This window comes from Aquisalinus luteolus (genome assembly GCF_009712425.2).
GTDB lineage: Bacteria > Pseudomonadota > Alphaproteobacteria > Caulobacterales > Parvularculaceae > Aquisalinus > Aquisalinus luteolus.
The window spans coordinates 969,240-994,633 of record NZ_VCJR02000001.1; the positions used below are offsets into that span (position 1 = coordinate 969,240).

24 protein-coding genes are annotated in these 25,394 nt (G+C 59.3%); 17 read left to right on the forward strand and 7 right to left on the reverse strand.

What is annotated here, in order from left to right; translation table 11 throughout:
- The first annotated feature begins 38 nt into the window (after positions 1-38).
- The 13 genes from FF098_RS04415 (at position 39) to FF098_RS04475 (ending at position 14,831) form a co-directional block, all read left to right on the forward strand.
- Positions 39-1,517: a DUF2271 domain-containing protein gene (locus FF098_RS04415; RefSeq protein ID WP_155137893.1), complete on the forward strand. Its 1,479-nt coding sequence runs from the start codon at positions 39-41 to the stop codon at positions 1,515-1,517.
- On the forward strand, positions 1,514-2,170 hold the full coding sequence (locus tag FF098_RS04420) for a PepSY-associated TM helix domain-containing protein (protein ID WP_155137895.1): 657 nt from the start codon (positions 1,514-1,516) through the stop codon (positions 2,168-2,170). The genes FF098_RS04415 and FF098_RS04420 overlap by 4 nt, the downstream gene beginning before the upstream one ends.
- Positions 2,171-2,205: 35 nt before the next feature.
- On the forward strand, positions 2,206-3,018 hold the full coding sequence (locus tag FF098_RS04425) for a DUF4198 domain-containing protein (RefSeq protein WP_205967381.1): 813 nt from the start codon (positions 2,206-2,208) through the stop codon (positions 3,016-3,018).
- Between the two features lie 23 nt (positions 3,019-3,041).
- On the forward strand, positions 3,042-3,521 hold the full coding sequence (locus FF098_RS04430) for an EF-hand domain-containing protein (RefSeq protein WP_155137897.1): 480 nt from the start codon (positions 3,042-3,044) through the stop codon (positions 3,519-3,521).
- Positions 3,522-4,054: 533 nt separating this feature from the next.
- On the forward strand, positions 4,055-4,618 hold the full coding sequence (locus FF098_RS04435; RefSeq protein WP_155137899.1) for an antirestriction protein ArdA: 564 nt from the start codon (positions 4,055-4,057) through the stop codon (positions 4,616-4,618).
- Positions 4,619-4,620: 2 nt separating this feature from the next.
- Positions 4,621-5,100 (forward strand): hypothetical protein, encoded by a 480-nt coding sequence (locus FF098_RS04440; RefSeq protein ID WP_155137901.1) that lies wholly within the window; start codon positions 4,621-4,623, stop codon positions 5,098-5,100.
- An 82-nt stretch (positions 5,101-5,182) separates the two neighbouring features.
- Positions 5,183-6,952: a ParB/RepB/Spo0J family partition protein gene (locus FF098_RS04445; RefSeq protein ID WP_155137903.1), complete on the forward strand. Its 1,770-nt coding sequence runs from the start codon at positions 5,183-5,185 to the stop codon at positions 6,950-6,952.
- A gap of 500 nt (positions 6,953-7,452) precedes the next feature.
- Positions 7,453-7,776 carry a DUF736 domain-containing protein gene (locus tag FF098_RS04450; RefSeq protein WP_155137905.1) on the forward strand — a complete coding sequence of 108 codons (324 nt, stop codon included), beginning with the start codon at positions 7,453-7,455 and terminating at the stop codon, positions 7,774-7,776.
- Between the two features lie 203 nt (positions 7,777-7,979).
- Positions 7,980-8,213 (forward strand): helix-turn-helix domain-containing protein, encoded by a 234-nt coding sequence (locus FF098_RS04455; protein ID WP_188544057.1) that lies wholly within the window; start codon positions 7,980-7,982, stop codon positions 8,211-8,213.
- Positions 8,183-8,716, forward strand: coding sequence for a S26 family signal peptidase (locus FF098_RS04460; RefSeq protein WP_155137909.1), 534 nt, complete (start codon positions 8,183-8,185; stop codon positions 8,714-8,716). Before FF098_RS04455 ends, FF098_RS04460 begins: the two co-directional genes overlap by 31 nt.
- Before the next feature lie 193 nt (positions 8,717-8,909).
- Complete coding sequence (locus FF098_RS04465) at positions 8,910-10,973, forward strand: DUF3363 domain-containing protein (RefSeq protein ID WP_155137911.1); 2,064 nt, start codon at positions 8,910-8,912, stop codon at positions 10,971-10,973.
- A 257-nt stretch (positions 10,974-11,230) separates the two neighbouring features.
- Positions 11,231-12,247, forward strand: coding sequence for an AAA family ATPase (locus tag FF098_RS04470; RefSeq protein WP_155137913.1), 1,017 nt, complete (start codon positions 11,231-11,233; stop codon positions 12,245-12,247).
- Complete coding sequence (locus FF098_RS04475; protein ID WP_155137915.1) at positions 12,216-14,831, forward strand: S8 family peptidase; 2,616 nt, start codon at positions 12,216-12,218, stop codon at positions 14,829-14,831. The genes FF098_RS04470 and FF098_RS04475 overlap by 32 nt, the downstream gene beginning before the upstream one ends.
- 251 nt (positions 14,832-15,082) lie before the next feature.
- Here the strand turns inward: FF098_RS04475 and FF098_RS04480 are convergent, their stop codons facing one another.
- The 5 genes from FF098_RS04480 to hxsB are packed head-to-tail and all read right to left on the reverse strand — an operon-like array spanning position 15,083 to position 19,960.
- Complete coding sequence (locus tag FF098_RS04480) at positions 15,083-16,342, reverse strand: His-Xaa-Ser system-associated MauG-like protein (RefSeq protein WP_155137917.1); 1,260 nt, start codon at positions 16,340-16,342, stop codon at positions 15,083-15,085.
- Positions 16,326-16,637, reverse strand: coding sequence for a TIGR03982 family His-Xaa-Ser system protein (locus FF098_RS04485; RefSeq protein WP_166426321.1), 312 nt, complete (start codon positions 16,635-16,637; stop codon positions 16,326-16,328). The genes FF098_RS04480 and FF098_RS04485 overlap by 17 nt, the downstream gene beginning before the upstream one ends.
- Before the next feature lie 58 nt (positions 16,638-16,695).
- Positions 16,696-17,493: a peptidoglycan-binding protein gene (locus FF098_RS17515; protein ID WP_205967382.1), complete on the reverse strand. Its 798-nt coding sequence runs from the start codon at positions 17,491-17,493 to the stop codon at positions 16,696-16,698.
- Positions 17,490-18,575: a His-Xaa-Ser system radical SAM maturase HxsC gene (hxsC, locus tag FF098_RS04500; protein ID WP_155137921.1), complete on the reverse strand. Its 1,086-nt coding sequence runs from the start codon at positions 18,573-18,575 to the stop codon at positions 17,490-17,492. Before hxsC ends, FF098_RS17515 begins: the two co-directional genes overlap by 4 nt.
- Complete coding sequence (gene hxsB, locus FF098_RS04505) at positions 18,572-19,960, reverse strand: His-Xaa-Ser system radical SAM maturase HxsB (RefSeq protein WP_155137923.1); 1,389 nt, start codon at positions 19,958-19,960, stop codon at positions 18,572-18,574. Before hxsB ends, hxsC begins: the two co-directional genes overlap by 4 nt.
- A gap of 551 nt (positions 19,961-20,511) precedes the next feature.
- Between hxsB and FF098_RS17925 the strand changes: the two genes are divergently transcribed.
- Positions 20,512-22,236, forward strand: a complete 1,725-nt coding sequence (locus FF098_RS17925) for an ATP-binding cassette domain-containing protein (protein WP_155137925.1) — start codon at positions 20,512-20,514, stop codon at positions 22,234-22,236.
- Between the two features lie 105 nt (positions 22,237-22,341).
- Here the strand turns inward: FF098_RS17925 and FF098_RS18005 are convergent, their stop codons facing one another.
- Both FF098_RS18005 and FF098_RS18010 read right to left on the reverse strand, forming a co-directional pair.
- Positions 22,342-22,575 carry a helix-turn-helix domain-containing protein gene (locus FF098_RS18005; protein WP_188544058.1) on the reverse strand — a complete coding sequence of 78 codons (234 nt, stop codon included), beginning with the start codon at positions 22,573-22,575 and terminating at the stop codon, positions 22,342-22,344.
- Positions 22,576-22,747: 172 nt separating this feature from the next.
- Entirely contained in the window at positions 22,748-23,002 is a 255-nt protein-coding gene (locus FF098_RS18010) for a helix-turn-helix domain-containing protein (RefSeq protein ID WP_373291481.1), read from the reverse strand.
- Positions 23,003-23,055: 53 nt separating this feature from the next.
- On the opposite strand from FF098_RS18010, the gene FF098_RS04525 reads away from it, so the two are divergent.
- Genes FF098_RS04525 through FF098_RS04535 form a run of 3 tightly spaced genes read left to right on the forward strand, consistent with a single transcriptional unit; the run spans position 23,056 to position 25,247 of the window.
- Positions 23,056-23,625, forward strand: a complete 570-nt coding sequence (locus FF098_RS04525) for a helix-turn-helix domain-containing protein (RefSeq protein ID WP_155137932.1) — start codon at positions 23,056-23,058, stop codon at positions 23,623-23,625.
- Positions 23,615-24,214, forward strand: a complete 600-nt coding sequence (locus tag FF098_RS04530; protein WP_155137934.1) for an RNA polymerase sigma factor — start codon at positions 23,615-23,617, stop codon at positions 24,212-24,214. The genes FF098_RS04525 and FF098_RS04530 overlap by 11 nt, the downstream gene beginning before the upstream one ends.
- A complete protein-coding gene (locus tag FF098_RS04535; protein WP_166426324.1) occupies positions 24,186-25,247 on the forward strand; it encodes a FecR family protein in 1,062 nt (353 codons plus the stop codon). The genes FF098_RS04530 and FF098_RS04535 overlap by 29 nt, the downstream gene beginning before the upstream one ends.
- The last annotated feature ends 147 nt before the right edge of the window (positions 25,248-25,394 follow it).

The following is a 25,394-nucleotide window of genomic DNA, read 5'->3' on the forward strand; positions in this document are numbered from 1 at the left end:
ACCATAAGAGGCGGGATAGGATATCGAGGAATTTTAAAATGCTGTTGCGTGTTTCAAGGGTTCTGGTCGCTGTTGCAGTCGGTCTGGCAAGTGTCGAGGCAGCTGGCGCCGACACCTACGAGTTTCGCGAAGACCGCGTTCTCGGCACGACATTTCACATGAAAGTCGCCGCAGAGAATCAGTCTTCGGCCAGTCTGGCGAAAGAGGCGGCGCTGGCGCGTATCCGCGATCTGGATGCCGTTCTGAGTACGTGGCGCAATGACAGCGAAATCGCCGGTATGAACGACGCGACCCAAAGCCGCGTCTCCGAGGATCTGTTCAACGTTCTTTTCCTCTGCGAGCAGTTTCTGGAGACATCGGGAAACGCTTTCAGCTGCCGTGTCGGTACACTGATGACCGCTTGGCGGGAAGCCGAACAATCCGGTGTTGCCCCATTGGCGATCACCATGCAGGGCATGGCGGACGCCATCGCCAGGGCAACGGTCGGCCTGGATGCCGATACGCGGATCGTACAGAAGCCTGCCAATGTCAAATTTGACGTCAATGCCGTGGCCAAGGGCTGGATCATCGATGCGGCGGTCAAAGACGCCCTGGCGGCATCACCGTTGGTGACGGGCGTCATGGTCAATATCGGTGGCGATCTCCGGGTAGCAGGTGATTTTTCGGTACGCCAGTTCCGGGTCGGTGTGGCCACCGGCGCTGAGGGTATGAATGAAACCCCGGCCGAAATCGTCAGGCTCGTCGATGCAGCGATCGCTTCCAGCGGTCGTGGTGGGCGCGATCTTGTCGTCGGGGAAGAGCTCTACTCGCATATTATCTCGCCCCGCACAGGGATGCCGCAAGACAGGATGGCGCAAGCGACAGTCGTCGCGCCGGACGGAGCAACGGCAGATGCCCTGGCGACAGCGTTCATGGTGATGGGGATCGGTGAAGCACTTGAATATGCCAACACTCGCGACGGTATTGAAACCATGCTGCGCACGGAAGGCGGCGCACGCTTCACCAGCAATGGCTGGGCGGAACTGGTCGTGCCGCCGGAAGATATCGAACCGACCATGCAGGCCGATAATCCCTGGCCTGACGGATACAGGGTTACGCTCGACTACACGATACCGGCGCAGGATACAGCGAGCTACGAGTATCCCTATGTCGTGATCTGGGTGACCGATGCGGAGAAGAACCTGGTCCGGGGCCTGCAGCTTCTTGGCGATATCCCGCTCTGGGTCGAGGAAAACTACGTGTTCTGGCGCCGGTATGGGCGCAAGCAGCCGGCCATTGTCGATACCATCGCCGAACCAACACGCCCGCCAGGGGACTATTCACTCGGCTGGGACGGCAAGGACCTGACCGGTAATCCGGTGTCGAAGGGATCCTACATCATTCATATCGAGGCGTCCCGGGAACATGGCGGACATCAGTATGAAAGCTTCGAGGTGAATCTCGGGGACAGAGCCTTTGCGGAATCGATCGGGCCGGGCAATGAACTCGGTACCATCGAGGTGGGGTATGGCCGATGACCAGGGTAGTTTCCGCAAACGCTGCCGGCGTCACTGTCAGGCAAGGCAGGAAGTCCAGGCCGCCGCGCAAGGGACGCCTGATGCGTCTGGCGAGGATCGTACACAACTACCTGTCGGCCTTTGCCTTCCTCATGCTGATACTGTTCGCCCTGACCGGCATACTGCTCAATCATCCGCAGTGGTTCGAGGGCGGCTATTCGGCCAGCGAAAATGCGCAGACGGGTGCACTCTCCCAGGCGGATCTGGGACGGCTGGAAAATCCTATTACGGAGGATGTTGAAAAACTGGTGCGTGACAGGTTCAGGGTGATTGGTCAGCTGGAAGGGGTGGAGGATCTGGGTGATGAAATCCTGATCCGGTTCAAGGGGTCGAAAGGCCGCTCCTTCGTGACCATTGACCGGTCGGTGGGAGAGGTGCTGGTCGAAAATGAACGGGCCGGGATCGTTTCCGCCATGAATGCCCTGCATACGGGCAAGGATACCGGCAAGGCATGGCGTTTCGTCATCGACATCGCCGCCATTATCATCCTGCTGCTCTCCCTGGCCGGGTTCCTGCTGTTTTTCATGATGCGCTTTCGGCTTGGCAAGAGTCTGCTTGCCTGCGGAAGCAGCCTTGCCCTGCTGGCAATCGCCTATGTCTATTTTGTCTACTGATCAAAACTCCGGAACATCCAGAAAAGGGGAATCCCGTGAAATTGAAGAGAATGCTGAAACAAGTGGCCGCCCTGGCCGTTGTCTCGATTGCCGGTTTCGGACAGGCTGTCGCGCACACCTCCTATGTAAAGCCCAATGTCTTTTCTACCTCGCGTGCGGACATGGTCACGCTGGAAGTGTCCTTCACCGAGAACTTCTCGAATCCGGAAGTCGGGGTGACATCGCAGGACTGGCACTTCTATCTTCCTGACGGGTCGCGCGCCGGCTACGACAATATCGTGGAGCTGAAGCAGGTCACGGTGATCAAGCAATCCCTCGAGCAGGAAGGAACGTTCCGCTTTTCAACCGGCGAGCGGCTGGGCCGAACAGGCAAGAGATTTCTTATGCCGGATGGCAGCTTTGAGCTTGCCATTGGCGAGGATCGTGAGGAAAGGCCGGTACCTGAAGGCGCCACTGTCGTCACCAGCCAGACCGCTACTGTCGCCGATGTCTATGTCACCAGGGGCGCGCCAACCCGCACGGCGGTGGATATAAAAATCGGCCGCCTGCGAATAGAACCTGTTACCCATCCCAACGAGATCTATCTCGATGAGGGGTTTGACTTCCGTCTGACATTCGATGGCGCGCCGATGCCGGGCCAGGTCATGACGCTTTATCGCGACGGCGGCGCCTATGACGATGACAAGGGCGCAAGCGAGGTCATTGCAGGGGATGGTGTCACGACAATCTCGTTCGCCGAGCCCGGCATGTACATGCTGATGACACGGCACCAGGCCAATGCGCCGGAAGGCGCGCAAACCGATATCCGCAGCTACACGACCTCCATCACTTTTGAAGTAACCCGCTAGAAACGGAACGAGGAATTCAAGCCATGAAAAACCTGTATCTTCTATGTGTTGTGGCCAGTGCGGCCACGCTTGCCGCCTGTGCAACGAGCGAGCCGGTCACTGTGTCCGAGAGTGGGGGCGAGCGATCCTCAAGGGGCGGTGGCGGCCATGGCCGGGACGTCTTCTTCGAGACCTATGACACGAATGGCGACAATATCGTCACCGAAGCGGAATTCCGGCAGGCCCGGGATGAGGGCTATGCCCGGCGCGACGCCAATGGCGATGGCACCGTATCGCCGGATGAATATGTCGGCGAGTATGAAAAGCGACTGGACGAACAACTGGCGGCGCAACGCGACCGTCAACTCAAACAGGCCTATGTCCGGTTTGATGCGCTGGACACCGATGAAGACGGCTCAATGACCCGTGAAGAGTTCGGCGCCTCCGGAACGAGAATGCTTGGCAGCCTCGATGACAATGGTGATGGTATCGTTGATGAGACGGATACAACCCAGCGCTACTGATCAACCCTCTACCGACCGGGACAGCTTTCAGGTCAAAAGGAAGATGACCCGGTTCTCTTTATCATGATCCCTAGGGCAGCGATCGCGATCCTTGGCAATTAGTCCGTGCGTGTGAGATCCGGCATTTTCTTGCTCCGCCAGCGTTGCTTTTCCGCCAAATGCCCTCTGACCCCCGGTCACCACGCAGTCGATGATTGAGCAGGATCTGTCTCCGCGGGCGCGCGCGAGGTCAGTTCTCAATCGTCGCGACGGCGAGGTCAGGAACAACATATCTGTCACCCGCGGGGCCGCGCGAGCCCAGTTCTGCCTGTCTCCGCCTCAATATCTCTTTCCCGCAGTCAGGTGGGCGGACGGTGCGTCTGCCGGAGCGCGGTCGCCGCGCAAGGGGGCGGGTCCGTGTCGTGATTGATCGTCCCCGGGTCTCCTACCTACGGCTTTCCCCTTGTGCGGCGCCCTTGTGCGCTCCGGCCGAGCTCCGTCTCGCCGCCCACCCGACTGTCGGGAAAAGAACGCGGGCGGGGAAGGAGACTGACATGACTGACCAGCTTGACCCCATTGCCAATGCGGCACCATCCGCGCCGCCGCGACACGAGCGGCCGCGAATATATGTGGCCTGCCTCGCGGCCTACAATAATGGCTATCTGCACGGAGAGTGGATCGACGCGACCACGCAAGAGGAGATCATGGACGCGGTTCGCGCCATGCTGGCCGGTTCGCCCGTGCCGGATGCGGAGGAATGGGCAATCCACGATTATGAGGGGTTCGAGGGGGCGGATATTGCCGAATATGCCTCATTTAAGACCGTCTGCGCGCTCGCCGGTTTCATCGAGGAGCATGGGGAGCTCGGTGCGAAACTCTACCGTCATTTCGGGGACGACCTATGCGAGGCGCGCGCGGCCTTTGAGGATTATGCAGGCGAATATGCCAGCGCGGCGGATTTTGCCGAGCAGCTGCATGATGATGCCGGTACGGAGATTCCCGATAGCCTTCGCTACTATATCGACTGGCAGGCGCTGGCCCGCGACATGGAAATGTCCGGCGACATTCTGGTGTTCGAGACGGGGCCGGATGAAGCCCATATCTTCTGGAGCCGCTGATCATGAGGTTCACCGAACACTTCACAGACTCCGTGTGCGACGGCGACAGCATTGCCTGCAGGGTCGCCTGCTACGACATCACCGCGCATATCGTGCGGGACGATTGTTCCGACGAGCCCGACCAGCGCCAGGACGGATTCTGGCCCTCGCTATGCAAGGACGCGCCGGGCTTTATCGGGCCGGGCCCGAACCACCGCCAGCGCTTTGCCGAGGCGCTGGAGCGGGCCGAAGCAATCATGGAAGCATGGCGCCGGGATGAATGGTTCTATTGCGGCATCGTTCTGTCGGTCTCGCTCGAGGGCGTGACGCTCGATACTCATGCGGCGAGCCTGTGGGGCATCGAGGCCAACTATCCCGGCAGCGACAACGTCTATCTGACCGCAGTCGCGACCGAACTCCTGCCGGACGCGGTCAATGCCGGGCGCGCCGCCGCCCGCCGCGTCTGCGCGGCGCTCAAGAGCACCGGGGCGCGTATTCCCTGAGATCGCAAAGGCGCGCGCCTCCAGAAACCGGAAAGGCGCGCACCCGACCCAGTACCCACCTCAATCGAAAAGGAACCAGATCATGGCCCAGCCCACTCTCAAATCGCTTCCCCTGTCCAAGCTGCGGATTTCCCGCCTCAATATGCGCCATGGCCGCAAGGCACCGGACGTGTCCGACATAGTGCCGTCGATCCGGGCAAGCGGCATCCGGCAGACCTTGCTGGTCCGCAAGGAGGGAGACCATTATGGCATCGTTGCCGGACGGCGGCGATACTTCGCCCTCAAACAGATCGAGAAGGAGACCGGCAAGTGCCCCCTTGTGCCCTGCGCGATCATGCCCGAGACGGACGCCGCCAGCGCCATCGCCGCCTCCGTCATCGAGAATGTCGGTCGTCTGCCCGCGACGGAAATGGAGCAATACACCGCCTTCAGGAAGCTGCACGGGCAGGGGCGCAGCGTTGAGGAGATAGCGGCCTTCTTCGGGGTCACCGAGCTGCGGGTGCGGCGCGTTCTCGCGCTCGCCTCGCTCGCCGCGCCGATCCGGAAACTCTATGAAAAAGACGAGATCGACCGCGAGACGATCCGCGCCCTGACGCTGGCGACAGCCGATCAGCAGGGCAAATGGCTGCGGCTCCATCAAAGCCGGGACGAGCGCGCCCCGCGCGGGCGCGCCTGCCGGGCATGGATCACCGGCGGCTCCAGCATCACCACCGACAAGGCACTGTTCGACCTGACCGATTATGAGGGCCAGGTCACCGCCGATCTGTTCGGCGAGCATGGCGTCTTCGCCGATCCCGACATGTTCTGGCAGGCGCAATCGGCGGCGATCGCGGGGCGCATCGAGACTTACATCGCCGCAGGCTGGACGGATGTGGTCTGTCTGGACCGCGGCGCGTATTTTCAGCGCTGGGAGCATGACAGCGTCTCACGCCGACAGGGCGGGAAGGTGTTCGTCGAATGCCGCCATGATGGCAGCGTGATTTTTCATGAGGGCTATCTCTGCCGGGCCGAGGCGCGCCGCCGCGAAAAGGCAAAGAGGGGACAGTACGGGACGGACGCGTCCGCCAGACCCGAAATGTCCGGGCCGCTTGCCGACTATATTTTGCTGCATCGCCATGGCGCAGCGCAGGCAAGCCTCGCCGCCCGGCCGTCCATCGCGCTTCGCCTGATGGTCGCCCATGCCATGACCGGCAGTGCGCTGTGGCAAGTCCGCGCCCATGACTGCGCAAGCCGCCGGGAGGCCACGCGCGCCAGTCTCGAGGCCTCGAAAGCCGCCAGCGATCTGGATGCGGCCCGTAGGCGCATGGCCTCGCTTCTCGAAGCGGCGGGCCTGCAGGGCGAGCCGCGCCGTAATGGCGATGCTTATGGGCTGTGCGAGATTTTCGCGGTGCTGCTCGCCATGCCGGATGCCCAGGTCATGGAGGTGCTGGCCGTGACCATGGCCGGGACTCTGGAGGCGGGCGGGCCGGTGGTCGAGGCGGTGCTGCATGTCTGCGGGACCGATCTGTCCGCCTTCTGGCAGCCGGAGCCTGCCTTTTTCGAGCTTGCCCGCGACAAGCGCGCGATCAACGCCATGCTCGCCCATATCGGCTCGCAGACCCTCGCCAAGTCCTGCAGCACCGATACCGCCAAACGGCAAAAGGAGATCATCGTCAACCGGATCGCCGGGGAGGGATGCGCGCCCGATCCCGCCTGGCGTCCGGGCTGGATGCAGGTGCCGCCGCGCCGCCTTGTCGAGGGCGCGGGCTCGCCGCCCGCCGATCACTGGGCGCGCATCGCGGCACTGTTCCGGGGGCCCGAAGAAGCACTTTCTCCCGATGCCCCGCAGTCGTCCCCCACTCACGCCGCCTGACATTCCAGTCTCCCGGTCAGGCGGATGGGGAGCCGCCCGGTGCCTTTGGCATCGGGCGGTTTTTCCGCGTTTATGACGAGGGGTTCAACGCTGCGCGAGGGCAGGGCATCGATGAGGCGCGCCCGAAAAAAATCGCCCGTCTGTGGGGCTCGCCGGGCATGGTCGTGGCCGGCCGAGGGCCTCGTTCCGTTTGCCCGAAGATCATGCCGCCGGTCCCCCTTGTCCCGTCTCATGCCGCGTGACCTGGACGACGCGAAAGCGCGCCCGAAACCGGTCCGCGCCCGGAATTTTCCCCGCCGCTTTGCCCCATGGCGCCCCGCCATGGGGACCCCGAATGCGCGGCTCCTCGCGCACCAAAATTCCGAGCGCTGCCCGGTGCTTCACTGGCGTTACGCCCCCCAAAGAAGGGTTCGGACCCGTCCTCGCGCCGCCCGGGCGGTCCGGCGTCGACGGGGACATGGGGTCCCCGGGACATGATCACAAACGAAAGGAACGACACCATGGCTAACGCACTCGGATATGTCAGCGAAACCGCAACCGGCTTTTCCGGCGCCCTCGCAATGATGAACCTCGCCGCGGCGATCCGCATCGAGAAGAACGCGGAAAAAGCCGCCAAGGGCCAGCCGGACTACCGCATCTTCGCCGGGGAGACCGCCACGGAAATCGGCGGCGGATGGCTGAGAAAAGCCAAGGCATCGGGACGCGAATATGTCTCGATCACCCTGGCCGATCCGCAGATCGGGCCGCGCCGGATCTACGCGAACCTCGCCCCGGTGAAAGGCAAGAAAGGCCGTCACGTGATCCTGTGGAACCCGCGGGACTAGGCCCTGCCGATCCCCAACGGGAGACCCGCCCCGGAGATGCCTCCGGGGCGGTTTTTTGCGTCCGAGCTACGGGAATTTTCACGCGATTTTGCACCGGAATGGGGGGGTAAAAAAACGGGAAGCCTCTTTTTGCGGCTACACAGCGCGACCTCTGTCGGCATGCTTGTAATTGTGTCTTGAAGCCCCCGGAAAGGAGAATGGCAATGGCAAAGGACGACCATGAACCGGCTCGCAAGGACGAGCTTCCCGAATTGCTGACGGCGGTCGAAGCGGCGGAATTTCTGCGCCTCTCGCCGATCACGCTCAGCCATTATCGCTATCAGGGACGCGGGCCCATCTATCGCAAGCATGGCTGGCGGGTCTATTACGCCAAGCCCGATCTCGTCGCCTGGTCGGAGGATCAGCGATGGGCCTCGACCGCCGAACGGCTCAAATGATGCGCGGGCGCATCCGCGTTCTGGCCGCGTCGATTGCCGGTGCCGGTCTTGGCCTGTTCGGGCTGGTGTTTGCGCCCGCCGAGCCCCTGATCTGGAACCGGACCGGCAGCGCGCCGGCAGGTCTCTACCGGCTCACCCATGCGCCTCTGGCCCATGGAGAATGGGTCGTGGTCGCAGCCGACAGCGCCGAGGCGCGATGGGCCGCGGCGCATGGGTTCGTCGGGCGGGACTGGCCGCTGATCAAGCAGATTGCCGGCATGCAAGGCGATGAAATCTGCCGTCTCGGGACGGATATTTCGATCAATGGAAAGACGGCGGGAGCTGCGCGGCTTGTGGATTCGCGCGGCAGAAAATTGCCCGTCTGGGAGGGCTGTGTCGTGCTCGGGCCGGAGCAATTATTCCTGATGTCACCGCACCCCGATTCCCTTGACGGGCGTTATTTCGGGCCGGTCGACAGGCGCGATATCGCCGGTGTCGCCCGGCTTGTTGTCGAATGGGAGTGACCCGTGATGGCGGCGGGGTCTGGCATGAGGCGGCGTCTTGCGGCGCGGGTGGACAGGGGGAGGGCCGGCGAACCCGGCAGGGCAAGATTGAAGCTCATGCACCAGACGGCGCATAAGATATTGTCTGCACGTCTATTTTTAGGCGCCCCGTGCCGCGAAATGTGGTGCACGGAATTGTTCCCGCGCCCCGGAATTGCTCACACTTTCAGGTGCATGGGGCAGGGGCGCCGCCATGGCTGACGAGAATGACTTCACGCCGCGCCTCGGGAGGCCCGGGGACAGGGGCGCGGGCGCATCGAGGCGGTTCCGCGCCAGGGTGCTCAAGGCCGCCGGACGGCTGGCCTCGAAACCAACCGGCCCGGGCTTTACCGGCGCGCGGATCGGGCGGGGCGGGGCGGCCGGGCTGCAGGCGGTCCGGAAGGCGGGGCGTCTACCGCGCGCACGCATGCGCCGCGTCGTGGTCAAGGTCCATATTGCCCGCGCCAGAACACGGGGAGCAGCACGGGCAGGGATCAAGGCAGGCGCGGGCGCAGGAGCGGGGGCACGGGGCGGCGCCGGTGTCAGGGCGTTCTCGCGACACCTGGCCTATATCCAGCGCGACGGTGTCGAGCGCTACGGCACGGGCGGCGAACTCTATGGCCGCGATGGAGAGACAATCGACGGCCGCGCCTTTGCCGAACGCAGCCGGGAGGACCGCCACCAGTTCCGGATCATCGTATCGCCGGAGGATGCGCAGGAGATTGCCGATCTGAAGGCGACCACGCGGTCGCTCATGATGGACATGGAGCGCGATCTCGGCACGCGGCTCGACTGGGTCGCGGTCGATCACCACAATACCGGCCATCCGCATACCCATATCGTCATTCGCGGCAAGGATGCGCTGGGCCAGGATCTCGTCATCGCCCGCGACTATCTGATGAAGGGCCTGCGCGCGCGGGCCGAGGAAGGCCTTACCCAGGAACTCGGCCCGCGCCGCGATATCGAGATTGCCCGGGCGCGCTACCGGGAAGTCTCCCTCGACCGGTTCACGGGGATCGATCACGCCCTGGAAAGACGGGCGGTGGAGGGCCGGATCGAGCTCGGCGCCGTGTCGGGCCCCGTGTCAGGCGCCGTGGCGCGCTTTGAGCGCAGCCTGCAACGGCAGCGCCTCGCCCATCTCAAGGGCCTGCATCTCGCCGAGCAGCAGGGGCCTGATGTCTGGCGGCTGAAGCCCGGCTGGGACCGGGCGCTCAAGGCGATGGGCTGCAAGGGTGACATCATCCGTATGCTCGCCGCCGGCATCACGCCGGGCAAGGATGGCCCCGATGTCTCGAGGCTGCGCTTCTTCGACGAGCGGCCGGATGATGCGGGTCCGCTCACCGGCACGCTGATCGGCCACGGGCCGGAGGATGAATTGACCGACCGGCGGTTTGTTCTGGTGGAGGATTTTGACGGAATGCCATGGCATGTACCGGCCGGCGACGAGCGAGACGCCGGGATGCCGCCGAGAGGCGCCGTCCTGGAGATCGCGCGGCGGCGGGCCGCACCAATGCGCGCGGACCATGTGATCGCTGATATCGCGGAGCGCAGCGGCGGGTATTATTCGGACGCGCTTCATGCCGCCGCCGATCCATCCGCATCGAGCGCCTATCGCCTCGCGCATAAGAGGCGGCTGGAAGCGCTGCGCCGGGCCGGGATTGTCGAGCGGGATAGCTCTGGTGTCTGGCGGGTAGGCGACGATTACCTGGACCGGGCGGCGGGTTTCGAGGCGGGCAGGGGCACAAGCGTGGCGCTGCGGGTGCGGTCCTGGATGGCGCTCGAGGCCCAGATCGAGGCGCGGGCGGACACCTGGCTCGATGGAGACGCGGTGCAGGGTGCTGGCGGTGGTGACAACCGGCTGGCGCAGGCGCGGGCAATGCGGCTCGCCTTTCTGAGGCGTGTGGGACTGCTGCCGGAAGGCGAGGAGGTCTTGAGCGACGTGGTCCGGCAGCGTCTGCGGGGCGAGGAATTGCGGCGGGCGGCTCAGGCGGAAAGCGGCCGGTCCGGCAGGGCATTTCAGGCGATGGCGGCAGGGGACCGGTTCGAGGGGAAAGTCGAGCGGTGGATCGATCTCGCCCGGGGGCGCATGGCGGTTATCGGCAATGCGAAAGCCTTTGCGTTGATCCCGTGGCGGGCGGATCTGGAGCGTCAGCGGGGACGGTCGCTGGTCGTAGAGGCGCATAAACGCGGGGTTAGCTGGACGCTGGATGGTGGACGGGGAAGAGGGATATCGCGTTGAGGGGTTGCTGGACTGGCAGCGCACGACGGAGCTTTGAGGACAGCTGTATCCGAGGTCTGCTAGCATCCAAGAACAGGTGATGCAAAGCACTCGAAAAGACGCATCCCTGATGCGATGTTAATCGCTTCAGCGGTAGAAAAAAGCGGCCTGCCGTATTATAAACTTGAAATCCGTCGAAAAACGGCGTTATCCGTTGTAAATCTATCTGCTCTCGTGGTGTCGATAGTATCATTAATATCATCGGAGATCGATCCTTAATGGCAAGAAGCGATCTAATCATTGACTTGGTTAAGGCCGGTGTTCGCGGTGATGGTGCCGGTTTACGCGCGACTGCCGAAGCGATCGCCGCCGATGAACGGGCTAAACGTCATACAGGCGTCGCCGATCGGATCACCAAAGCTCTCGAAACTTCGCCGGCACAAGGCTCCATGGCGGTGAATGGTGCTCGACCTCGTGTTCGAGATGGTTCTGGGGGTATTTTGAGAAAGGAGGCTCGCCGTCGGCTTGCCGACCTCTATCTTGACGACGCGGTACTGGCATCTGTGACAGAACTGATCGAAGAGCAGAGACGTGCCGATGTTTTGCGCGCCCATGGCATGGAGCCCAGGCATCGAGTTCTACTAGTTGGGCCGCCAGGAAATGGTAAGACGTCGCTTGCGGAGGCACTGGCTTATGAGATGGCTTTGCCACTCTTCGCTGTACGTTATGATGCGGTTGTGACAAGTTATCTCGGGGAAACTGCCCAACGATTGAAACGGCTCTTTGATTACGTACGGACGGAACCGTGTGTTTTATTCTTCGACGAATTTGACGCAATTGGTAAAGAGCGTGGAGACATTCATGAAACAGGAGAAATAAAGCGGCTAGTCACAACCCTCCTCCTGCAGCTTGATGATCTGCCATCATATTGCGTGATCATTGGGGCAACCAATCATTCAGAGTTACTTGATAAAGCCGCCTGGCGTCGGTTTGAACTACGTTTGTCCATAGACCGACCTCAAGCAGATGGAATGATCGCGTATTTCGCGGATAGGCTAAAGGGATTTGACAGTCCCGGGTATTCGGCCAAACGCCTATGGGAGTGCGTGCAACCGACCAGCTATTCAGAGGCGGAAGACTTCTTTCTCGATTTGAGACGCCGGTCCATTCTTTGCATGTCTGAAAAAACAATAAGAAGCCTGATCGATGATCGGGTAAAAGCTTGGCACGAGCGCCGCAATAATCTTGGCGAGGAAGAAAATCATGACGGACCGCCCACTCCTCAGATGGACTGAAGTAAGTCGCGGCCAAAGAACGCCAAGTGGGCGACGAAACATTCCTAAAAAGCCAAAGTCTACCCCAGGTTACACACGCCAAGGCCAGCGCCTTGCGTCACGCATTGATCCACTTGTGCGCGCATTGGATGGTGACCAACCGGCAATCGAGTTGAAAGCTGATCCACGTAGTATTGCCCCAGAGCGAGCGCTTGTCTTTGAAACGAGTGCGAGCATACAAAATTTTGCGCGAGCTGCCCGGACTATCGGATTGGAAATTTACGCTGAAGAAGAGGGGGAAGCGATTGCCGCGCCTGATGGCTTTGAACCGGCAGAGGGGGAGGATAAAATTTCGCCAGTCCTCTATGCAACCATGCCAAGTATGCCCGTCCTTGAACGGTTCCGGCAATTATGGAGGCAGTACCAGCGAGGGCAGAACGAGCCGGAGGGACTCAAACCCTGGTGGGATATGTTTGAGATGCTGATCGATCTTCGCCCATGGGGGCCAGAAGACCGTCTGCCCACAGATATAAGAGGCGCAATCGAAGATCGGATACCATTTAATGACGATGATGATGCCTTTTTGGAATTGGAGGTTTGGCCATCGGCAAACGATCACCAACGCAGGCAGTGGCGAGAAGAAGTAGAGGCTACGACAGCCGTGATGGGCGGTCGCGTGCTTGATCGGAGTTCGATTAGGCTTGAAGGCTTTATCTATGAAGCCGTGCTGGTGGCGGTTCCCGCTGGAGAACTGAGACGACTTATCGCTGACCCATACTTGGCCGGAGGGCTGGCGAGTGTGGATGGCCTACAATTTATCCTGCCACAGACAATAGCTCAGACTGAACCGATATCGAATGAGTTACTTCAAGAGGAAGAGGAATTAGCGGAAGGGGAAGCGTTTGACGAAGACGCACCTTTACGGGCTGTTTTACTCGACGGGGTGCCGGTAGCCGCCCACCCGGACTTGGATGGGGGCGTTGTTGTTGAGGATGTGCATGACATTGAAAGAGTGTCGCCGGTTGCGGAGAGACGCCACGGTACAGCGATGGCGTCGTTGATTCTTAGGGGAGACCTCAAGGCTGACGGCGTTCCCGTAAGAGATAGTCGGATCCTGTCAGTGCCAGTACTTATCGATGGACCAAATGGATCTAGATCCCCCCAAGATAGGCTCTTTGTGGATATTATTCATACTGCGCTGGCGGAATGTTTTTTAGGTGATGAACCGCTCTCACCCGATGCGTTCGTCGTTAATCTGTCACTTGGCGTCTCCGAACAGCGATTTGGAGGAAGAATTAGTGCTTTGGCTAGATTACTTGATTGGTGGTCCTATCATCATGGCGTACTTTTTGTTGTGTCCGCTGGAAACATTTCCGATGATCTAATCCTCCGTAACCAGACGGCAATGGTGCTAGAAGATGCTGATGTTGAGACGCACGATGAGGCGATTCGACGTGCGCTAGCCGAGGCGGCATTCGGTCGAACACTGTTGTCGCCTTCGGAAGCATTGAATGTCCTAACCGTAGGTGCGACGTCGACAGATTTGGCACCAGAGCCTTTTGTTGAGCAAGACGGGTTACGGCGATATGGTTCAGATGAAGTAATACGGCCACAAGTTAGTTCAGCTATCGGCCTTGGACCTGCAAAGGCATTAAAGCCTGATCTTCTGATGCCTGGCGGGATACAGGAACTTAGGGTTTTGCCTGCCGGAAATGACTGCCGGGTTCGGTCTTCGGAGACGCAACGGACGGGACTTGTGGCAGCATCCATCGGTCCACTTGAAATATCTCCGCGTACTCGAAGCCGAGGGACGAGTCCTGCCGCTGCGTTGACGACGCGAGCAATTCTTCAGGCCGCAGCTGCACTAACAGAGGACGAGGGACCTTTTCCTGGCTTGGAATTGCCTCGCATTGACCTCGCTCTAGCGACCCGAGCGTTGGCTGTGAACGGAGCAATCTGGCCTAACGGGTGGGACACTTTTGAAGAGGATGCCAAGCAACGTCTCGGTAAAGATAGAACCTCTACGCCAGTCAAAGATCAGGTAGCGAAGGTTTTTGGTTATGGTGTTCTCGAGCCTGTCCGGATGGCTGATGGGCCGGCCAATGGTGCAACACTGATCGGGTTTGGTACCATCCGCAAGGATCAGTCCCGTCAGTTTGAATTGTCGCTCCCGCCCAGTCTTTCGGGGCAGAAATTACCAAGGATGTTGCGGGTGACACTTGCGTGGTTTTCTCCCGCCGCCCCGACACGCGCACTCTATCGGTGCGCTGCACTAGAGGCGGCTTGTATCAATGAAGATGGCGAAGAGCCGAAAGAATGGTTTGTGCGTTTGAAAGGTGTCGGACCAGATGAGAATATGATGAAGCGCGGGACGGTTTGGTCTAAGAGGCTTGAGAAGTCAATCCATACCACACCGGCGTATGGTGCGGATGCTTTCATTCCCATACGTGTTCAATGTCGTGAGGTGGGAAGCGGGGGATTAAGTCCTGACGACGATATACGGTTCGCCATAGCGGCCAGTTTTGAAGTCGAAGGCGATATTCGATTTGACGTATACGAAGAAATAAAAGAAGCGATCAGGCTACGTGTTGCTAGACGAGGATAGTTCTTCTAGGGCGTTCGTAACGCAATGATCGGTGATTGACCGAAGTAAGATAGATAGGCGTACAAAGCGTCTTTTCAGTTGCCAGTGGCAGTGGATTTCTCAGCTGTGCCGAGTCTTGTTCAGCTTTCCATTTCAACTGTAGGTGTGCACCCTATTACAGGTGCTATGTCAATCGTTACGGGGAGTTGAAATGTGCGACCTCTCTAGCGATGCCAAGGTGCGTATGTAACCATTTGGTGTCTCCAGTAGCGTCACTCCTGGCAGTACGCGGTGCGTCCGGGTTCGCAATACGTGAGGGAATTGAGGAAGACGGTAATCGAGGTGATGTCATCTTCAGTGAGCGCGGCGGGCGACATTGGCTCGCTGGCCCACGCCTTGAGTCTGCGATAATATTCTTGGCGCTCGATTGGATTGTGGTGCCGGAAAGCATCTAACGCCAAGGGGTCGATATGAGCGCGTATCGCATCTTCCAGCGTAGCGACCGAGCCGGAATGTGAATAGGGCGCTGAGTGTTCGACATTATACAATGGTGGGGTGCGGAATTTGTAGAGATCGCGAGGGTCGAAAGTCACGTTGTACCGACCGTAGTCCAGGCCAAAACCGTTCTTGCCGAAGCCCGCTTGGGGAAAGGGAATCGCATGAAACTCGAAATCCGTGAAAAAAGGTCCATTGTGACAGGCCACGCAACCGCCTTTTCCGTAGAAGAGAAGCCCGCCCCGAAGTTGTTCATTCGTAAAGGAATCGCCAGAGAACACAAACTTGTGAAAATCGGTCTCACGGATCCGAAATTCGCGCCGGATGAAATGGGCGACCGCATCGGCCACTTGATCGAAGGAGAGTTCACTTGGATCCATGGAGAAAGCCGCGGCCAAAGGAACTGCAAGGTTCTCATCAGAACGAACCCTGCCGGCAAGCTCCTCAAAAATGGTCTCCGCTGACGCGACGCTTTCAGTCTTATAGAGATCAGATACATTTTGCGTTTCATCGACCATCTCGTCAATTTCAACGAAAGGTAGATGAACTGAGGTAAGGAGAGGATCATCCGCAGGCGGGGCCATCCCGAACTGGCTGATGATCGCCCCGGTTTCCGTGTCGCGGCGAACTTTTCCGTCCCAAAAGAAGGTATCAAAACCGATACCCCCACGTCCCCAGAGCGGCAATGCATTTCGCGGGACGATTTCGCCTTCGGTGGCAAGGCGCGCAGGACCTTCGCCGATACCACCGGTACCGACGGCATTCGGTAGCCCGTCGCCGCTCGAGAATTGCGGCAAATGACATGTGCGGCATGACATATCCGAATTAAGGCTCAGAGTGTCGGATGCGAAAAGCGCTTCACCGATCGCCGCCTTTTCTGGATCGAATGGTGCGTTAACGGCGTCAGGCGGTGTCAGGCCTGCCTCTAGCGCAGCGTCGCGCAGGACGCGCTGCCGGAGATCCTGCGCTGCGACCGCTGCCGTTACGCAGGCCGAACAGATGATAAGGGAAAAAAGTAGTCTAATAACGGAATTCATGTTCGCGGACGACCTCCTTGAGAGATTGGCCTTGCGCTTCGATCGCCTCCAGCCGCATCGTGCCGAGATCCGTTTCAGTCAAACCCCATCGAAGTAATCGTTTCTGAAAGAGGTCGTAATCCTGGCAATCAAGGAGGCCGATCTCCGCGGCTTTTAGTCGATTAACTGACTGGGCGCTCGGCTGTTGATCGACGGTCAGCTTTGCGATCAGGTGGCTTTTCATGGCAATATCGCACGCAAAGACATGGTCGCTGTAATCAGACTGGAATAGCGCGATAAGAACCGTACGCTTCACGGGAGACGCCATGACACCAACTGTCAGTCCAAGAACAAAAGCCAATGCTAACGAAAATTTAGCGTGCAACCACATGCAGTGCGTCCAGCGTTTGCGGTGTGATTGTTCCAGTCGCTTCCAACCCATGGTCGGTCTGATAATTTAACAGAGCCGTTCGGCTCTTGCCGCCAACAATGCCGTCAATCATTCCATCATAGTAGCCGTAGAGGTAAAGGATCACCTGTACTTCCTGGACGATCCGCTTAAAGGTCTCCGTGTTGCCTGGAAGCGTTTTGAGATACTTTGGTTCATCGAAGATGGTGGCGTCGTGGATACCAAGCGCTACAAGAAGGTCGGCGGTAATCCTTCCGGTGATGGCTCGGCCTGTTTCGGCTTCGAACTTTCCGATAGCCGCTTTTGTTTCGGTTCCTGATGCTCCATCAAATTCGCCGGAATACAGGTCCTTTACATACAGAGCTGCCTGAACCCGTTTCACAACTTCGGTGTGTTCTTCGAATTTTTCCGCATTAAGAAGAAGTGCCACATAGGGCGACGATGGTAGTACCGAACTGTTCGGCGTTGAGTTATAATTTCTTGAGGGGACCGCGCTTTGCGGTGCTGTATTTTTGCCTCCTGAACTTGAACGATGGCTCTGGTGGCTGCGATGGGAGCGGTGGCTCGAATGCGAGCGATGTTGAGCCAGAGTGTACGCGTGATCTAGTCTGAATACGTCGACTAGCGCTGACGGTTCGGGAGAAAGGGCGTCCAGGGAAGACCCAAGCGCCGGCGTCAACTGCTCCGCCGCAGTGGCGAGTCCTGGCGCAAGTCCGACCAGGCCGAATGATGCAAGAGTGTTGCGATATCGCCGTTTATTCATAGTGGCGTGATCCTTTTATAGCCGCGGTCGTCCGGGTGCCACTCAAAAAAACCCGCGCAAGCGTCACGCTCGCGGCAGGTGCTGCAGGTCGGGGCGTAGCGATTTTTCCAGTCGGATATCGATCGCGGCGCATAGGGTCTCCAGGCAGAGGGAAGCGTGCACCGGGGGAAATTGTAGAGGGCTACCTCGATGCCGTGCAGCAATGCAAATGCGAGCGTTTCACCGAGGGCTGAGAAATCATCAGAATGATCGTGAAAAAGTTCATTCCAGCTATTGCGGGCGTAACCGATGTTCTCAAGTTGCATGATTGCCCAGACGTCGATAAAGGGCACCGAATTCGTGATGAAGCGTGCAAGACTGTCCAAGGCTTGCGAATTTGGCTCCATCAGTACAGTGCGCAATTCAATGGCTGCTCCGGATCGGGCAAGTACGGGCAACGACTCCATTAAGCGGGAAAATGCACCGTCTTTGCCTACAAGTCGGTCGTGTAATATGGCGTCGGCGGCATAAAGGGGAATGCCCCAGCATACTCCCGTGAGTTTTTTCAGTTGCCGCTGATCCGCAGGCGTAAAATGTTGACCGTTGGTTAGAACGTGAAAGCGAAGGTCGGGACGACATGTATGCAGCCGCTCGAGCATCGCGAATAGCGGCGCTTTGTGCAGCAGCGGTTCGCCACCGGACAAGCCAATAGTCTTGGCAGGCGGTGCCAGCTGGCACGCCTGCTCGAAAAACGCGAACTGGTCGTGGTGTGTTTTTTTAGGCGGTTGTGAGCACATCACACAAAGCTGATCGCATTGCTCCGTGACCAGTAGGGTGTTGTGGTTCGATCCCGCGCGAATCCATCTCTCTGCGCGCCCCTTGTGTGGATCGACGTAGATAATGTCGCCCGTCAGGGACTCGCCGTCCATCGCCTTGATCCGGAAAGTGCATTCGCCGAACTGGTAAAAGCGGCTCGGACCTTCCTGTCCAGTCAGGACAGCGTGGGACACATTGACGTTATGTTTGCCCGGTTCAGCCAGCAGAGCGACGAACGGTTCGCCAGTTCCGCCGACAATGTCGCAAGACAGCGCCAGTGGTGTCATGTCAGCCGCTCGAGAAACTGCCTGGGTGGCTGAGGCAAACCTAGCCACTGGCTGAGCGTTGTCTTCGCTTCGATGGCATCGTCCGACAACAGTTGAAAGATATGGCTGAAAAGCCCGAAATGTGTCCTGCAGAAAGACGTTTCGCCGCGCGGCAGGTCCAGTCTGCCGTATCGGGAGATGGTATCAATGATGTCGGTACCGCAATACGGCTGAAACGGGCAATGCTGACAATCGGGATCGGCTTCATTGAAAGCAGTCTGATTTAAGAGCGCGCGTCTTTCTTCATCTATGCCCTCAAAGACATCGCCTAGCGAAAAGTCCGCCTCACCGATTCTGTCGAGCATCCGCGCCTCATCTGTAGGGAAGAGGCGTCCGTCATAGTCAATGACCAAAAAGTCAGTTCCCATATAGGCGGGGTTTCTGAGATCGGTATGGCCATTCGCTCCAGCCTGAAATATCCGCTTCAGCAGATGGGTTGTATAAAAATCGCTGATCCCGTTGCCATGAGATATAAGGTAATCGACTAATCCCGTATAGTATGCCAGCCATGCCGCGTCCGCGTCACGGGAGCTCGCATGCCGCTTGCGCGCAAAACCCTGATAGTTGATCGGCCGGATAAAAACCGTGTCTAGGCCGAGATCGCGATACGTGTCAGTGATCTCCTCGTATGACGGTGGGTCCTCAAGGTCCACTGTGGCAATCGCCGACAGACGTTCGGCGCCATAGCGCTCTCTCAGAATCTGAAAATTCCGGTAGACCCTGTGAGCAGCTGTTTTTTCTCGTGTGCGTTGCCTGGCCTGCCTTGCGACGGCGCCATCGATCGAGGTACTGATCGACACGTTCCCCCGGTCCATGAGTCTCAGCATCGCCTCACCAACTGTGTTTAAATTGGTGCAGATCACGACGTCGAGTTTCTTTCCGGCCTGTTCCAGCCTGTTCATCACCTGCTCGATTAGATCGAGACGTAGGCTTGGCTCTCCGCCCTGAAATTCTAGTTTGACGTTAGTCGGTGCCAGGTCCTGAATTAGCCTGATTGCGGATTCAGTGGTCTGGTCGTTCCAGTCATGGCCGCCGGAATCCTGATTCACACGCGAAACCTGGCAATATGAGCAGTCTAGGTCGCATCGCAGTGTCGGTACGAGAATGAAATAGTTTGGCGATGATCTGACATGATGGCGGCGTGCCAGTTCAAACAGCTGTCCGATGGCGGCAGGGCCGTCATTGTAATCGAAGAGAGAGAGATAGCCACGCTCGCGGTTCGACAGATTATCGGCAACGTAGCGTTCAAGGAAGTCACTAGAGCCGAGAAAGGCGCGACCTGAGTCGGCGACGAAAAGGAGACTACCTTTCTCGCTGTCCAATTCCGTGAAGCGCAACGGGATCAAGCTGTGCCTCCCACTAGACGTTGCCACGCTTGCTGGCGGATGGGTTCGAACCGGATGCGGATATGTTCCCGATAGAGGAGGTAATTGAGATCTTTGCGGACCGTGTCCAGATCCTTTGGAGTTATTCCTTTAATGGCGATTCCTGCTTCCGTTTCCTCTAGCGTCAGTTCCGGATACAGATACCCGGCTCTGGCGATTGCAAAAGGAATCACGTTTCGCAAAGGTGGCGCGACCGGCAGTGTGGTGTGTGATGGTGAAATGATCCCCTCCCCGAGTCGGGGAAAAGTGTACTTTTCACATCTCTAGATTGTCCAGCGTTTTATTATGGACAAAATGCTTGGGGCGCAGGTCAAGGCGCGCGTCAATAAAAAGGCATGAACGCCTATCATACTCCGATGCGTGATATCTCTATGTGAACTGGTTCTTAGCCCTGTTAGCGGATTTACCGCCAACCTGGAATTGCTGATCAATCATAAGTCGAATCTGGAAGCATGCTGCTGAAGAAAGTCGATCCTTGAGGCTCAGCATATCGGGGAGCGACAAGTGATCTCGTGACCAGTTTCGACGTGATCAGGCAGCTTATTCTAATGATTGGCCGGCGGTCGCTCGGCGCTCGCGGGGACGGTTTTTGTGCAATAGTGATCGAGCTTGCCACTGTCGGGCTGGGAGTCTCAGCGCCGGTGCTGCTCAAGCTCGCGGTGGATGCGTTGGATGAGGGTTCGGCGCCATCCAGCCTTGTAATGTTCTATGTGTCGGGATTTGTCATTGCCTGGACCGGGACGAACGCGACGACGGCATTGAAGCACATTTTCACAATACGGATTATAGATACTCTCGCGCGACGCATCGTGCTGGATGCCGCGGACTCGCAGCTTCCCAATCTGGCCCGGAACGGGGAAGGTGACAGCGCGCGTCTTCAGGGCATCCTGGAGCGCCTGCCATTCAGTCTTCAGGTGGTGATCGATGGCCTCCTTTGGAGAGCGTTGCCGCTTTTGGTGCAAACCCTCGTCAGCCTCGCTATTGTTGCCGTACTCGTGCCGCCACGCTATGTGGCAATGATGGCTGTCGTGCTCGGCGCCTATCTCATTGTGACAGGGAAGGGGACAGGGCGATTCCAGGACGCCGCACGGGGCGCCAATGAAGCCGCCGGCGCGCAGGCGCAGACGTTGGGGGATGTTCTCCGAAATGCGCGGCGCGTCATCTTTAACGGCAATCTGGCTGCCGAGCTCGATATCATTGCTTCGCGTATTGCCGATCGGCGTTGCGCCAATGAACGTGTGTCACGGCTCATCGCCGCGACGGCGTCGATGCAGTCCGTCGTTCTTGCGCTTGGCCTGTGCGTGCTCCTTGTAGTCGCTGCTAACGATGTGTCAGCCGGACAGTTGACAGTCGGTGATTTCGTCCTTCTCCAGGCCTACGCCTTTCGGCTCGCGCTGCCGCTCGGCGGTTTTGCCTATATGCTCCGGCAGGCCGGTGTCTCCATCGCCAATATCGGCGAGGCGCTTGCACTCGGTGAACAAGATCGCTCGGAAACGCAGCTCCCGGCGTCGGTGTCGACCGGACCTGCTGAGATCGTGCTTGATCGCGTCGGTTTTCGCTATGGCGAAGAATGGGTGCTGCGCGGCGCGTCCGCGCATGTCGCCTCTGGTTCGTTTGTGGTGCTCGTCGGGCCCAATGGGTCGGGGAAGTCGACATTGGCTCAGATAATTGCCGGATTGATCGAACCGGAGGAGGGCGACGTTTCGATTAATGGCCGGCCCCTTTGTGATGTTGACTCCGACGAACGCCACGGACTCGTTCTTTATGCGCCGCAAACCATTGGCCTGTTCAACCGGACGCTTCGCGAGAATGCGCTGTATCCGCCGACCCTCGCGAGCGAGGCCGAGCTTGCTGCCATCCTGACTGATTGGGGCTTTTATGAATCCGGACGTCCGGTCGACCTCAATCTTGAAGTCGGCGAGCAGGGCGCGCGCCTTTCCGGCGGACAGACGCAGAAGCTTGAGCTGGCGCGACTGGCGCGTGTATCCGTCCCGACCGTGATTCTGGATGAGACGACCTCGGCGCTCGATCAGGCAAGCGAGCTACGCGCCATCTGGACACTGAGAGAAGGCTATCGCGGGCGCACGACGCTCATCCTCATTACACACCGCGTCGCTATGGCGCGTGAGGCGGATACGGTGTTGTTTCTCGAGGGTGGTCGCCTTCATGCGGGGCGGCATGAGATGCTTATGCGCGAACACGAGGGATACGTACGCTTTTGCGGCTCACTCGGTTGATCTTCAAGCCAGACCAAACCATGCATCTAACCTTTCGGGAAACATCGCACGATAATACGTATAGAGATGCACTGGAGATGGAGTTCACATTTTGCTGCAGTGGAATCAACTATCCAGCAGGTCGCCAGCATTGCACTTCAGTCTATCGCAAATGAGCTGTAGCGTGTCGATTGTGATGTTCTGTTCGCCAATTTCGATCCGGTTCACAGATGCCTGATCGATCCCGAGTTTTCGGGAGAATTCCTTTTGCGTCAGGTTTCCGCGTCGCGAGCGAATATTTTTGGCTAGATTGTTCCGAAAGTTTGGCACACAAATCGCGTGCCATAGTGCGTAATGCACATGTGCATAAAATGCATTTACGCATCAACGCATTCAATGAACCGTGGTCGGCAAAGGAAACCTCCCCATGCAGTTCGTTTTGTAGGTAGCCATAAATATCGCTTCCCTTTGATAGGGGAAGAATTTGCAACGCACAGGGAGTTGTCTGAGTGGGCGGCCATACTGTGTATGCTTATTTTTCTTCAGAATTATCCAGGAGATCACCTGCACGGCATCGCAATCTGTCGCAGAGCGCTTGCAGTGTATCGATAGTGACATTCTGACGGCCGGTCTCAATCCTGTTGACGGACGATTGATGCAATCCGATGCGCTTTGCAAATGCAGCTTGAGTCTTCTTTCCACGGCGGGCGCGGAGACTCTTGGCCAAATTCTCTCTTAGATCCGCCATGCCCAAAAGAGTGTCATTGACCGAAATGCACATATGCATAAAATGCACATATGCATTTCATCTGGCCTTGAAGCCGGGCAAGTGGCGGGACGATGGGCCGGAAACAGGATCAAATAAGAGCAAAACGGCCTTCGACCAGTGACGCCAGTATTCCGGCAACAACACAACTCAATGAGGCATGTTACGAAGCAAGACCGAAGTCGAGCTTACCGTCTGGTTCGATTGACGAAGCTCTCGGTGCAGCCCTTCAGCAGTTGCGGCAGTCGCGGGGGCTGACCCAGGCAGAGCTGGGGCAGGGGCTCGGGGTGAGCCTGCAGCAGGTCCAGAAATATGAAAGCGGCCGCAATCGCATGGCGGCCTCGACGGTCTATCGGGCTGCCCGGATTCTGGGCGTGGAGGTCGCGGCGTTCTATGCCGATTTGCACCGGGATGACGGGGGCGAGGCTGTTGCCAGGCCTGTCATGGTCATCCCGCTTGGTGATGGGTCGGCACCGGCGCGTAAGGCCGAGCTGATCGAGTTGGTCGGGGCCTATCAGGGTATTACCGATACATCGCTGCGCGCCTCGGTGCGCCGGATTGTGCGGCGCCTGTCATGTGATCCTGGGGGAGGCGGGTCGTGCGAGAGCGATCCTCTGGAGGAGGGGCGGTGCGATGGCGCCTGATGATGGTTATTCCGCCGCCGGGGTGTTCGATCTCGAAGAGGCCTATCGCGCCTATCACGAGCCGCTGGTGTCCTTTCTGAGCAAACGGCTGCCCGAACGCGCGATCGCCTTCGACATTGCCCATACGGTGTTTGCTTCCCTGGCGGCGCGGCCTTCCCTGTACTCGGTGCGAGATGTGCGCCGCTATCTGTTTCGTGCGGCGCGCAACCAGCTTGCCGACTACTATCGACGAGAAGGCGTGCGCAGTGCCGGCACCGAGCGCTACGCGGCTGACCTGGCGCAGGCGGCCGGCGAGGAGGCGGTCTCGCCCGAGGCCGAGGCGATCCGGCAGGACAAGCTCAGGCGGCTGCGCGCGATCATCGAAGCCATGCCGGTCAAGCGCCGGACGGTATTCGTCCTGGCGCGTTTTCACGAGCTGACCGAGACCGAGATCGCGGCCCGGCTCGGCATGAGACCTGAGGCGGTGCGCCAGCATGTCTCCAGGGCAATGCGCGATTGCCAGACGGCGATGACGCGGATATTTGAAGAGCGGGCGGATGAGAGACCCGCGGAGAAGCTTGATGGCAAAGCCGCGCAGCGGCGGCGATGACGCCGTGATCGACCAAGCGACGAAATGGTTCGCATTGCTGCGCAGCGACGCGGCAACCGACGATGATCGCCGGGCCTTCGAGGCATGGCTCAGCGCAGATCCGCGCCATGCGGCTGCCTATGAGAACACGCTGTCCATCTGGGAGGACGTCGGGGCTTTGGATGATCTGAAGGATCTCGTATCGGTCGGGGACCTTGAGCCGGAATTGGCGCCGCAATTGAAGCCGGAGGCCGGGGCCGGAGCAGGATATCGGCGCGGCCCGTCACGGCGCCTGGTCGCTTTTGGCGCGCTGGCGGCGGCCATCTTCCTGGCCGTCATCCTGCCCGCGATCATGTACATGCAGCCCGCCTGGTTGCTTCCCCATGTCCACGCGACGCGCACGGCCGAGACAGCGCGGATCGAATTGCCGGATGGCAGCCTCGCGGAACTGGCGCCAGAGAGCAGGCTCAGGGTCGCCTATTCGAACGCCGAACGGCGGATCCACCTGCAGGGCGGGGAGGGCTACTTCGATGTGCGCAAGGGCGATGCGCGCCCGTTCATCGTCGCTTCCGGCACCACGCAAGTGCGTGTGACGGGCACGAAGTTCAATGTGCGCCAGGGACCGGCCGGTGTAACCGTGTCCGTTGCCGAAGGCGCGGTCGAGGTCGAGCGGCGGGCGCCGGCTGGTAGCGTGGACGGGCGCGGCGCCATGCTGGAGCGGCTTGTTGCGGGCGAACAGGTCGTGGCACCGGTGGACGGCGCGAGGCTCGGCGATATCGTTGAGGCGCCGCCGGCGAGCATCGCCACCTGGCGGGCCGGGCGCCTCAGCTACAAGGGCGACCCCTTGCGTGAATTCATCGCCGACGCGAACCGGTACACGGATGTGAAGATCGTGGCCGATGAGCGCCTTCTGGACCTGCCGCTGATCGCTTCGCTGCGCACCGACCAGATTGATGCGACGATCGACAGCCTGCCGGAGATCCTGCCGCTGCAAGTCGACCGCTCGCGGCGCGATCGCGTCATGTTGCGGCCCGCCCCGGAAGAGACCCCCTGACGGCTCTTTCTTGCTCCGGGTCCTGACGGCGAGGGCCGCCTTTTCGAACATTCTTCTCGGCACAGCCTGTCACGTTTTCGTCGCATGGAACGACAACGAGGCTGGAAACGACATGTCGCGGCCGGGCCAGACGGCTGGCGCGTTGCG

Excerpts from the sequence above, each read along its gene's own strand:
- FF098_RS04420 (WP_155137895.1), top strand. The coding sequence starts at position 1,514 with ATGACCAGGGTAGTTTCCGCAAACGCTGCCGGCGTCACTGTCAGGCAA.
- FF098_RS04430 (WP_155137897.1), top strand. The coding sequence starts at position 3,042 with ATGAAAAACCTGTATCTTCTATGTGTTGTGGCCAGTGCGGCCACGCTT.
- FF098_RS04475 (WP_155137915.1), top strand. The coding sequence starts at position 12,216 with ATGACGGACCGCCCACTCCTCAGATGGACTGAAGTAAGTCGCGGCCAA.
- FF098_RS04525 (WP_155137932.1), top strand. The coding sequence starts at position 23,056 with ATGGGCCGGAAACAGGATCAAATAAGAGCAAAACGGCCTTCGACCAGT.
- FF098_RS04450 (WP_155137905.1), top strand. The coding sequence starts at position 7,453 with ATGGCTAACGCACTCGGATATGTCAGCGAAACCGCAACCGGCTTTTCC.
- FF098_RS04415 (WP_155137893.1), top strand. The coding sequence starts at position 39 with ATGCTGTTGCGTGTTTCAAGGGTTCTGGTCGCTGTTGCAGTCGGTCTG.
- hxsC (WP_155137921.1), bottom strand. The coding sequence starts at position 18,575 with ATGACACCACTGGCGCTGTCTTGCGACATTGTCGGCGGAACTGGCGAA.
- FF098_RS04455 (WP_188544057.1), top strand. The coding sequence starts at position 7,980 with ATGGCAAAGGACGACCATGAACCGGCTCGCAAGGACGAGCTTCCCGAA.
- FF098_RS04470 (WP_155137913.1), top strand. The coding sequence starts at position 11,231 with ATGGCAAGAAGCGATCTAATCATTGACTTGGTTAAGGCCGGTGTTCGC.
- FF098_RS04535 (WP_166426324.1), top strand. The coding sequence starts at position 24,186 with ATGGCAAAGCCGCGCAGCGGCGGCGATGACGCCGTGATCGACCAAGCG.
- FF098_RS04435 (WP_155137899.1), top strand. The coding sequence starts at position 4,055 with ATGACTGACCAGCTTGACCCCATTGCCAATGCGGCACCATCCGCGCCG.
- FF098_RS04445 (WP_155137903.1), top strand. The coding sequence starts at position 5,183 with ATGGCCCAGCCCACTCTCAAATCGCTTCCCCTGTCCAAGCTGCGGATT.
- FF098_RS17515 (WP_205967382.1), bottom strand. The coding sequence starts at position 17,493 with ATGAATAAACGGCGATATCGCAACACTCTTGCATCATTCGGCCTGGTC.
- FF098_RS04480 (WP_155137917.1), bottom strand. The coding sequence starts at position 16,342 with ATGAATTCCGTTATTAGACTACTTTTTTCCCTTATCATCTGTTCGGCC.
- FF098_RS04530 (WP_155137934.1), top strand. The coding sequence starts at position 23,615 with ATGGCGCCTGATGATGGTTATTCCGCCGCCGGGGTGTTCGATCTCGAA.
- FF098_RS04460 (WP_155137909.1), top strand. The coding sequence starts at position 8,183 with ATGGGCCTCGACCGCCGAACGGCTCAAATGATGCGCGGGCGCATCCGC.
- FF098_RS04440 (WP_155137901.1), top strand. The coding sequence starts at position 4,621 with ATGAGGTTCACCGAACACTTCACAGACTCCGTGTGCGACGGCGACAGC.
- FF098_RS18010 (WP_373291481.1), bottom strand. The coding sequence starts at position 23,002 with ATGCATATGTGCATTTCGGTCAATGACACTCTTTTGGGCATGGCGGAT.